The following is a 10,617-nucleotide window of genomic DNA, read 5'->3' on the forward strand; positions in this document are numbered from 1 at the left end:
CTCGCCAGCCCGCATCGCACCGCAATATGCCGCAACGTTCGTTAAACTTCGGCGAACAGGCTTGCCTGAGGGAAGCCCGGCATGAGGTCGGCGGGGCGGCCAAGGGCCTGAGCATAGACCTCGGCATAGGCGGTGATCATGGCGTCGATGCCGAACATCCGCGCCCGGCCGCGATTGTGGGCGCCGATGGCGTCGAGCCGCGCGGGATCGTCCAGCAGGTCGCAAATGACGCCCGCCAGCCCTTCGGAATCCTGGGCCAGCGTCTCCGAGGAGCCGAGGATTTCCGGCAAGGCACCGACGTCGAATCCGGCAACCGCCTGCCCCATCGCCATGGCGAAGGGCGTCACCTGCCCGAAGCTCTCCCGCACCACCGGCGCGACGAACAGCCGGAAGCGGCGATAGAGCATCGGGAGGTCCGCATAGGACACGGTGCCGGTGAACTCGAAATTGTGGATGACGCCCGCCGCAGTCGCTTTGGCGTGGAAAACGGGCAGCAATTCGCCGTCGCCCACCACGATGATGCGGGTCCCCGGCCGGCGCCGCGCCACCGCGATGAGCGGGTCGACGGAGTTTTCGCCAAGCTTGTCCGGGTGGAGCCGGTAGACCATGCCGATGCTGTCAGCCGCATCCCCGATCCAGGGGCCGGGCGTGAAGGCGTCGAGATCGATGCCGGGGTGGACCACGCGGCCGTTGGTGATATCCGGCGCGAAGGCGGTCCGGATATAGTCCGAGACGAAGACATAGGTGGCGATGCGCGGGTCGCGCAGCGGCTCCACCGGCGTATTGACGTTCTCGACCAGCACGGCGGGCGTCGGCCGCGCGGCCTCGAGGGCCGCCTCGTACCAGGGCCGGTCGCTGTCGCCCCAATAATGGATATGCACGATGTCCGGCGCCACCTGCGCCAGCACACGGGCGAAGGCGCTGGCGGGGCTGCCCAGAGGCAGATGATGGATCACCATGCCCTCGTGCCGACCCTGCGGGGGCAGCGCGGCGGTCAGCACCTGCATCTCGTAGCGGTGGCCGAGCCGTTCCATCAGGTCCACCACCAACTGCGTGGAGCCACCCACGAACACATTGGGGATGATGTGGAGCATGCGCGGGCGCGCCGGCACCGGAGAGTGGTGCGGCCGCACGCGGTAGACCACCCCCTTGCGCCCGAACACGAGCCCGGTGAAATCGCGGCCGAAGGTGCGGATCTGGCGCGCCGGGCGCGAACGCGCCTTCAGGCGGCCGGCGCCGTCGCGCTCCGGCACCATTGCGGTGCGGCCGGCGGCGCGCCACATGTCGGTGAGCGTGGCGATGGAGGGACCCGGCGCCACGATGAGCTCGCGCAGCCGCTCCAGCGGCAGCGGCAGATGGAAATTGAAGGTACGCGGCGGCGGCCCGGCGGTGATCTGCTCCACCTTGTAGCCGACGAGGTTGGCATGGTCCTGCAGCGCTTCCAGCCGGCGGACGATCTCCGCCTGTCCGGCGGCGAGGCGGGCGAGGCTTTCCTCGATCCGGTCGAGGCGGGCGGAGGCGTCGTCCCCGTCCGGCACGGGATCGGCTGCGGGCGGACCGGCGACGAACGGACGAGGCATCTGCAACGCGAACCTTTTCTTGGGTAATCTCGGGCCATGGTCTGGCCGGCAGGCGGCGAGGATAGACACACAAGCCCGCCGGCTGCTAGTAGCGGCGTCCTGCCACGCGCGCCGGTTGCGGCCGCGCGCAGGCGGGAGAACTGGGGCACGGCGGGGCGCTCCGGGAGGGTAAAGGCGTGAACCAGGAGGTCGCATCGCGCGTCCGGCTGCCGGCACGGGGCGGCTCGCCAGACCTTCTCGTGCGTCGCAATGCGCGGCTGCGCGAGGAGCTGAGGCGGCAGGCCCGCGAGGCGCGGCAGCAGCGCTCCGTGGTGCGGCCCTCGGCCGCGGCCTTCTGGGGCGCGGAAGTGCGCGCCATTTCCGAGTTCCGCCTGCCGCTGATGGCGAGCTTCATCGTGGTGGCGGTGATTCCGACCCTCCTCGCCACGCTCTATTTCGTCTTCATCGCGTCCAGCCAGTACCTCTCCGAAGCGCGTTTCGCCGTGCGCGCGTCCGAGCACGCAGGGCTGGAGTCGCTTTCCGGCGGCGGGCTCGGCGGACTGGCGGAGGTGCAGGACAGCCTCATCATCGCCAATTACGTGAAGAGCCTCGCCGTGGTGGAGGCGCTGGAAGAGCGGGTAAACCTGCGCCAACTCTATTCCCGGCCGGGCATCGACTGGCTCTCCCGGCTCAATCCCAACCGCCCCATCGAGCGGCTGGAGAAGAGCTGGCGCAGCCAGATCGACACCGCCATCGAGTCGCCGTCGGGCATCATCACGGTGAAGGTGTGGGCCTTCTCGCCGCAGGATTCGCTCAAGATCGCGCAGGCCATCGTCTCGCTCTCCGAGGATATGGTGAACAAGCTCAGCGAGCGCACCCGCACCGATGCCATCTCCCAGGCGGAGAAGGAGCTGGACCGGGCGGAGGCGCGGCTGCGCAAGGCCCGCGCCGCCGTCCGAGACCTGCGCAACGAGGTGGGCGTGATCGATCCCGCGCGCACCAACGAGGGCATCGGCAAGCTCATCGCCGACCTTGAGAGCGACCAGCTGCTGATTGACCAGGAGATCGGCACCGCCCGGCGCACGCTCAGCCCCGGCGCGCCGCAGTTCGCTCTGCTCGATGCGCGGCGGCAGGCGATCCGCGAGAACATCGCGCTGCTGAAGGCCCGCCTCACCAGCGGCACCGGATCGGACAAGGACACCCTGTCCGCGGTGATGACGCGCTACGACACCCTCGACCTCGAACGCCAGATCGCCGAGCGGCAGTACACGGCGGCGGCGGCGGCGCTGGAGCAGGCGCGGGTGGCGGCGGAGCGGCAGGGCATGTACCTCGCCACCTTCGTGAAGCCGGTGCTGGCGCAGGAGCACGATTGGCCGCACCGTTTCTGGATGCCGATGGCGGCGGCGCTGCTGTTCGGCCTGCTGTGGCTGCTGCTGGTGTCGGCCTTCGAGCTGATGCGGCACATCAAGTCGTGAGGCGGGCATGATCGTCACCGACCACCTCACCAAGACCTACTGGACGCACCTGAAGCGCAAGGTGGTGCTCTCCGACGTGTCGGTGAGCCTCGACACGCGTGCCAGCTACGGGCTGCTCGGCCAGAACGGCGCGGGCAAGTCCACCTTCCTCAAGCTCATCGCCGGCACCGAGGCACCGAGCTCCGGGCGCATCTACCGCTCGGTGCGCATCTCCTGGCCGCTGGGGTTCGCGGGCGGCTTCCACCCGATGATGACCGGGCGGGAGAACATCCGCTTCCTCGCCCGCGTCTACGACGCCGACATCGCCGAGGTGACCGAGTTCGTGGAGGATTTCTCCGAGCTCGGGCGCGACCTCGAGATGCCGGTGAAGACCTATTCCTCGGGCATGACCTCCCGCCTCGCCTTCGCGGTCTCCATGGCCATCGAGTTCGATTTCTACCTGGTGGACGAGATCACCGCCGTGGGCGATTCCCGCTTCCAGCTGAAATGCGCGCGCGCCTTCGCCGAGCGGCGGGCGCGGGCCGGCCTCATCATGGCCTCGCACTCCACCGGCACCATCAAGGAATATTGCTCGGCCGGGATGGTGCTGCAGAAGGGACGGCTGATGGTGTTCGAGGACATCAACGATGCCATCGAGGTCCACCGCCAGCAGATGGAGGCCTGACGATGCAGCGCCCCCGTCACGCTCCGACCCGCCACGCCCCCGCGCGCCACGCGGCCGAAACCTGGTCCGCCGCCTCCAGCATGCACGCCCGCGTGGTCGGCGCCGTCATCATGCGCGACCTGCAGACGCGCTTCGGCACCGGCTATTTCGGCTTCCTGCTGGGGCTGATCATGCCGCTGGGGCATTTGTCGGTCGCGATGGGCATCACACTCCTGCTCGGTCGACCGGCGCCCGTCGGTTCGGATACGGCGATCTTCCTGACGACGGGGCTTCTGCCCTTCATCGTCTGGCTTTACGGCCATCGCCAGATCATGCTGACGCTCGCCCAGAACCGGCCACTCCTCTACTTTCCCGGCGTGGACATCTTCGACCTGTTCGCCGCACGCATCGTGATTGAGATCGTGACGGCGACACTCGTTGTCGGCATCGTTCTCGGGTCTTTGTCGATGATCGGCCACGATGTGCACATCGCGGACTGGCCGGGCTTCACCTATGCGCTAATGCAGGCATGGCTCCTGGGCGTGGCGACGGGCCTGATCTTTGGCACAACGAGCGCATTCGCGCCGATTGCATTGTTAATTGGCAACCTCATCGGCCCCCTCCTGTGGGGCATATCCGGAATATTCTTTCTCGCCGACAGCCTTCCGGAACGCATTTACAACGTTCTTTACTATAACCCGTTGAGCCAGATAATCGACGGGCTTCGCATTTCCTATTATGCGGAATATTACTCGTCATTCTACAGCGAGAAATCGTTATCAATTCAAATTCTCGTTCTGCTTACCGCCGGGATGGCTCTCATACCCGTCACGAGGAAAGTATCCTGACCCTGGAGGCGGCCCCAGGCCAACGCTGGCCGCCTCGACCAACCAGAACCCCCGGCGAAGCCATTCATGCTCAATCCCCACCTTATCGCGCAGTTGCGCAGAGCCGCGGCCGAGAACCCCGAAGTATCGATGCTCGGGAATCTCGCGTTGGACCGTGTGCAGATCAGCGTGCCCTCCGCTCCGAGCGTTTCTTCGGTGATGGTTGAGCCTGCCTGGTACGGCGGGATGACCGGACCGCGAGAGATCTTCGGGCGGCCTGTGGATGAATCCTGTCTGTCGGGCGTCGGCGCCCTGGGAGTGAGCGTCCCTGAGAAATCCATCTTCACCATAGAAAATGCACGCGTGATCGGCTTCGACAGCGTCCTGGGCCCGACGGGAGAGCTTTTTGCGCCATCTCCCGCCACCAAGAAAAACATCGACAGCCTGATGCACAAGAACGCGACGGACCATCAGGGCTACCTGATACAGAGGTCGGGCGACTCCCTGTACGTCTATTACGCAGCCCGACCACACGCCAAGCACTTCAATCTTGATGCGGTATACTTCCCCAATCTGGAGCCGGGAAACTACGGATCCTTCATATTCAGGCAGCTTCCGCAGATTCTATCTGTAACAAATATCGATCGTTTTCGAGCCGTTATCGTGCCTGACAGGACGCCGTGGACATCCGCCGTCTTGAAAATGATGGGATTTGAAAACACGCCCGTGTTTTCCCTTCGCGAGGTGAGCGGCGACACCTTCCGCTCGATTTCCCTGTTTTCCGATTTCGATGTGGAAGGAACATTGACGCCTACAACGATAGGCCGGATGAGACATTTAGCGACATCCGGCGGGATGGCCCGAACCGAACCGTCCAAGCGCCATATCTACGTGTCGCGCCTGCTCTCGTCGCTCGCGAGGCCAGACTATCGTCCGCTCAAAAACGAACTGGACATCGAAGCGTTCTTTTCAGAGCGCGGTTTCGAAATCGTCTATCCCGAGACGCTGACTTTTTCGGAACAGATCCATCTCTTTCATGGCGCATCCAAAATAATTGGCCCATCCGGATCTGGAATGCTGAACGCCGTCTTTTCGGAGCCAGACACAAAGGTCGTGGACATGGAATCTTTCCATGTCTGTGTCAGACAACATGCTAAAATATACAGCAGTTCCGAAAAAACCTACAGCTTCCTGTTCGGTGAACTGGCAAAAGGCGATCGCCACTCAATGATCGTCAGCCCGTGGACTGCGCCGATGCACCTTGTTCGCGAAGCGTACGACTGGATCATGGACTGACGGCGCCTCGTCACTGACGTGGCGCCTGCATCGCATCTTCGATCGCCCTTTCGACAAGCCATGGATCGACTGAGAAGTCTTCGTTGCCACATCCACGCCCCTTCGTCTGTTCAGCATCGAAGGCGCTACCGACGACGGCCGAATACTGCTGGCCACGTCGAGCGCTCAGGGTCCTGAAAGTCGGCCAAAGCCGCGCGGGGCTTACGAGTTCGACCACACGGCATCTGTCCGGCGCAAAGATCAAGTTGGATAGTCCTGCACCGTGCGGCCCGATCACAAGTTCGGCTCCGGAGAAGAGCCGCATCTGCTCGGACACGCTTTTTCCGCTGAGCGTAACAACCTGCACTCCATGCCGCTGCAGGCGTTCGGCCAGGGCGGCTTCATCTGTCAGCCGACGAACCGACGCATCGTCCCGGCTAATGTAGATGCGCTTGGGCGAGCCTTCCTCGCTCTGCGGAATGAGTTTCCGAAGCCAGTCCTCCAGCATCCTGTTCGCCACGGGCGATCTCGTAAAATGATCACCCTCGAAAATGACTGGCGAGGGGAAGATCAGGCGCTTGACACGAAGCCATCTCGAACGCTGCACATAGGGCGAGATACCCGCGATGCCCCACATCTGAGATGCAAATTTTTGATAGGACGACGCAAGCACGGGAGTTCCGTCGGCACGAAATCGACTGAATATTGCCAGACGCGGAAGTATCGAATTCAGGAAGTGGAAATAGCCCGCTTCTCCGCCCTCTCTTGCGTAGAAAAGGCACTCAACGTCCTCGACGTCCCCATCGATTCTAGGCGTATATCCGCCGTCACGAGCCCAAAGATCCCCCGAGAACTGGGACATGAAGTTCGCCTCTTCCCAAGGGAAAAGACTCTCGTAGAGAATATTGTTATTGGAAATGATAATTCCGGACGGGCCAATCAGCACGTCTTGCAATTCGGCAATATACATTTCAGGTATAGAACAGGTTCTTCCTGCTCGAAACGCATAGAATATGCCCGGCTCAATTTCAGGACGTCCGCCCAGCACCAATCTCGGCGGATTGATCGTGAACTGGTGACTGCTTTCGATCGTATACAACCAGCGAATCGCTGAGAAACGCTCCATACCGCTCACATTTGCGATGCTTGCGATCATCAGTGGCTTCATTCTGACTCGAGACCTCTCACGCTTAAGTTGCCGATCTAGCAGCAAAATTTATTTGCCGGCTAGATTGCGGGCTGTGCGCCGCCATACGGCGGTGAGCTGCCGCTCACATGCCATTTCAGCAATCATTGGTCCAAATGTTGAGATGATCGTGCGGCGGGCAACCCGCCCCACATTCACGAGCCCGAGCTGTACAGCTGGCCCGCCCCGCTCCCCTGTTCTTCCATCCTGACATTATCGTTGGGGCAACTTCGCATCGGAAGACCGAGGGGCGCAATAGTTTGGTCAGGATTTTTCCACGTCGTACGAGCCTACCGCCATGCTGCACCGCCACACAGGTTTGACAGCGGGATTCCGGAACGTTAATTGAACATTTCGGCACCCAAACCTGAGCGTGCGGTGGTTGTGGTGGAAGCGGGGCGGAGCAAGGGAATGGGCTGGCTCGCAAATCTGCTGCAGCGCCACAGGACCGGGCCGGAGAGTGCGATACCTGCGGCGCGAGTCGAGGCGGGCGCGCCGCTGGGTCATCAGGGTCCGCCTGCGGACCACCCAATGCCCTCAGCAGCTCCCTCCGCCGCCGTCGAGGCCGGCCCGATCTGGTCGCCCCTGGTGGATGGCACGTCCAAGCCTCCCACTGACGGGGCCGGACTGGACCGGGTATTCCGCGACCATGACCTGCTGGTCATTACCGGCTGGACGAGCGGGGCAGCCTCGCTCCGCGTGGAGGGCGAGGCGGGCGTGATCGAACCCGGCCTGCGCGTCGAGGTTCCCCGCCCGGACGTTTCCGCCGCCTACGGTTTTCCGGCGCCGGTGCAGGGCATGCTCCTCGCCTATCGCCTGCCGCCCGTCGGCGCCGCCCGGCCGGTGCGCATCGTCGCCACCGCCGGCTCGAACACCCGTTCCGCCGACGTCACCGCCTTCCCGGCCGAGCGCTACGAGCGCGACCTCGACCGCATCCTCGCCGAATACGCCGTGGCGCGAGCGCGGCTGATCGACATCGTGCACGATCTGCCGAGGCACCTCGCCGCCGTCGCCCGGTCCGCCGTCACCTCCACCGAACCCGGCGCGTCGCAGGGCCACATGGAAACCCTGAAATCGGTGCCCGGCGCCGGCGGCCTCTGCGTCGGCTGGACGCTGGGCGCGGGCCCCTTCTTCCTGGTGGACGAGAAAGGCCTGTGCCAGCCGCTGGAGGCTCCCGAGCGCTGGAACCGCCCGGACATCTTCGAGGCCTTCGCCGCCGACTACGGCGCCGCCTGCGCCGACGCCGGCTTCCTCCAGGCCCTGCCGGCCGGCTTTGGCCGCCACGCCCGCCTCATCGCCCGCGACGGCGATACCCTCGTCCTGGTCCACGAGCGGGACGTCGATCCGGCCCCCCGCGACGCGGTCGGGTATGCCCGCTGGGCCTTCTCCTTCCCCGTCCCCCCCGAGCGGATGGCAGCGCGCTTCACCCGGCATGACGGATCAGTGCTGAAAACCCTCATAAACCGCATCGAACACCCGCAGAATACCTGGGTGGAACGTGCCGGATCGGTGCCGGATCAGCCCGAGGTGTCGATCGTGGTTCCGCTCTACGCCCGCTACGATTTCGTCGAGCACCAACTGCTGGAATTCGCCGAAGATCCCTTTATCCGCAAGCGGTGCGAGCTGATCTATGTGGTCGATGACCCGGCCCTGCGCACCCCCGTCTTCGCCGCCCTCGACACCTGGTTGCAGCTCTACGGCGTTCCCCTTACCGCGGTATGGGGCGGGCGCAACCGCGGCTTCTCCGGCGCCAGCAATCTCGGCCTTTCGCAGGCACGCGGCCGGCAGGTTCTGTTCCTGAATTCGGACGTGATTCCAACGCGTTCTGGCTGGCTCGCCGAGCTGAGCCGACGCCTTGACGACCATCCCGACTACGGCCTCCTCGGCACCCGCCTGCTGTTTCCCTCGGGGGGCGTCCAGCATGACGGTATGGTCTTTGAATATAACGGAAAATACGGCGTCTGGCTGAATCAGCATCCGGGCAAGGGACTGCCTCCGTTGAGCGCTGCGGCGGGAAAAGTCGTGCCTTGGCCCGCCGCCACCGGCGCCTGCCTGATCGGCGACCGCGCGGAAGTGGCCGCGCTCGGCGGGTTCAGTGAGGACTATCTCATTGGCGATTTTGAGGATTCCGACCTCTGCCTGAAGATGCAGGCGGCCGGCCGGTCCGTCGGCGTGTGCCCTGACATCACGCTGACGCACCTCGAACGCCAATCTTTCGGCCTCCAGGGTTCGGGTGATTTCCGCATGCGTGTGATGCTGTTCAACGCCTGGCTCCATCAGGAGCGCTGGCGCCCCGCCATCGAGCGCCATTCGGTCACCGAAGCGGGAGCCTCGGTATGATCGGCACCGCCCTCATCATCGCCCACGGCCATCGCGACTTCAGCGCAGGCGGCGCGGAAGTCGCGGCACATCAATTGTTTACGGCCCTGCGCGAGAGCGGCGCCGCCCGCCGCGTCGCGCTTCTCGCCCGCCACGGCGGGACACAGAGCGGCCTCGTGACCATGCTGCGCGAGGACGAATACCTCTGGCGTACCGGCATGGGCGACTGGTTCACCTTCCGCTCGTCCCAGCCCCACGCCGTGACCGGACCGTTCCGGAGCTTTCTCGAGCGGCTCAAGCCGGATGTGGTGTTCATTCACCACTACGCCCATATGGGACTGGAGATGCTGCGGGAGATCCGCCGCATCTGCCCGGACACGCGCATCATCCTGACGCTCCATGAGTTCCAGGCCATCTGCAACAACAACGGACAGATGGTGAAGCCCGGCAGCACGGAGCTTTGCTTCGCCGCCTCGGCGGAAGCCTGCTCGGCCTGCTTTCCCGACCGCAGCGAAGAAGACTTCTGGCTACGCAAGCACTTTATCGGTCGCCATTTCGACATGGTCGACCGGTTCATCGCACCTTCGGAATTCCTGCGCCAACGCTATATCGACTGGGGCATCGCCCCCGAGCGAATCGCGGTGATCGAGAACGGCCAGCCGAGCGGCAAGCGCCTGCCGCCACGTCCGCTGACCGAGACGGGCACCCGCAACCGCTTCGCCTTCTTTGGACAGGTCACACCGTTCAAGGGTGTCGACGTGCTTCTCACGGCCCTGGCCAACCTCAGCCGCGCCCAGAGGCGCGAGTTGCATGTGGAGATTCACGGCGCCAACCTCGAAAAGCAGTCCGACGCCTTCCGCGCCCGCATCGAAGCGCTGCGTCAGCCGCTCATGAAGGAGGGCGTTCTGCACTGGCCCGGCGCCTATCATCGCGATGATCTCGAACGGCGCCTGTCACGCATCGACTGGGTTGTGATGCCGTCGGTGTGGTGGGAGAATTCGCCGGTCGTGATTCAGGAGGCCCGCCGCTTCGGCCGGCCGGTCCTATGCTCTAACATCGGTGGCATGGCGGAGCACGTGCGTGACGGAGTGGATGGACTTCATGTGGGCGTCGGCAACGTGACGGACTGGGGCGAAAGCCTGCTAGCCGCCACCGATCCGGCCCTCTGGGACCGTCTCGTCCAAAGCATGCGACCACCGATTCCCGTCGCAACTGCGGCGCGGCAATATCTTGATTGGGCTCTCGACGACACGCCGCGTCGGGCGCCCGAACTGCCCCGTGTGATCTCGGGCCGCGTCTGACCGCGCGAAGGTGCAATGGCGGCATTGTCGGG

At 64.4% G+C, this 10,617-nt stretch carries 8 protein-coding genes; 6 read left to right on the forward strand and 2 right to left on the reverse strand.

All coding sequences use genetic code 11. The features are described 5' to 3' along the window. Positions 1-41: 41 nt before the first annotated feature. Positions 42-1,580 (reverse strand): glycosyltransferase family 4 protein, encoded by a 1,539-nt coding sequence (locus ACT54R_RS13160; protein ID WP_476326946.1) that lies wholly within the window; start codon positions 1,578-1,580, stop codon positions 42-44. A 176-nt stretch (positions 1,581-1,756) separates the two neighbouring features. Between ACT54R_RS13160 and ACT54R_RS13165 the strand changes: the two genes are divergently transcribed. The 4 genes from ACT54R_RS13165 to ACT54R_RS13180 all read left to right on the forward strand — a co-directional run bounded on the left by ACT54R_RS13165 (position 1,757) and on the right by ACT54R_RS13180 (position 5,800). Further along, a complete protein-coding gene (locus tag ACT54R_RS13165; protein ID WP_476326948.1) occupies positions 1,757-3,034 on the forward strand; it encodes a KpsE/RkpR family capsule polysaccharide export protein in 1,278 nt (425 codons plus the stop codon). Between the two features lie 7 nt (positions 3,035-3,041). Beyond that, positions 3,042-3,698 carry an ABC transporter ATP-binding protein gene (locus tag ACT54R_RS13170; protein WP_476326950.1) on the forward strand — a complete coding sequence of 219 codons (657 nt, stop codon included), beginning with the start codon at positions 3,042-3,044 and terminating at the stop codon, positions 3,696-3,698. 2 nt (positions 3,699-3,700) lie between these two features. Further along, positions 3,701-4,525, forward strand: a complete 825-nt coding sequence (locus tag ACT54R_RS13175) for an ABC transporter permease (protein WP_476326952.1) — start codon at positions 3,701-3,703, stop codon at positions 4,523-4,525. 66 nt (positions 4,526-4,591) lie between these two features. Then, positions 4,592-5,800, forward strand: a complete 1,209-nt coding sequence (locus ACT54R_RS13180; RefSeq protein WP_476326954.1) for a glycosyltransferase family 61 protein — start codon at positions 4,592-4,594, stop codon at positions 5,798-5,800. A 10-nt stretch (positions 5,801-5,810) separates the two neighbouring features. Here ACT54R_RS13180 and ACT54R_RS13185 read toward each other — a convergent pair whose 3' ends face one another. Further along, positions 5,811-6,947 carry a glycosyltransferase family 61 protein gene (locus ACT54R_RS13185; RefSeq protein ID WP_476326956.1) on the reverse strand — a complete coding sequence of 379 codons (1,137 nt, stop codon included), beginning with the start codon at positions 6,945-6,947 and terminating at the stop codon, positions 5,811-5,813. Positions 6,948-7,496: 549 nt separating this feature from the next. Between ACT54R_RS13185 and ACT54R_RS13190 the strand changes: the two genes are divergently transcribed. Both ACT54R_RS13190 and ACT54R_RS13195 read left to right on the forward strand, forming a co-directional pair. Beyond that, on the forward strand, positions 7,497-9,305 hold the full coding sequence (locus ACT54R_RS13190) for a glycosyltransferase family 2 protein (protein WP_476326958.1): 1,809 nt from the start codon (positions 7,497-7,499) through the stop codon (positions 9,303-9,305). Further along, positions 9,302-10,585, forward strand: a complete 1,284-nt coding sequence (locus ACT54R_RS13195) for a glycosyltransferase family 4 protein (protein ID WP_476326960.1) — start codon at positions 9,302-9,304, stop codon at positions 10,583-10,585. Before ACT54R_RS13190 ends, ACT54R_RS13195 begins: the two co-directional genes overlap by 4 nt. The last annotated feature ends 32 nt before the right edge of the window (positions 10,586-10,617 follow it).

This window comes from Xanthobacter sp. DMC47, from assembly GCF_056313845.1.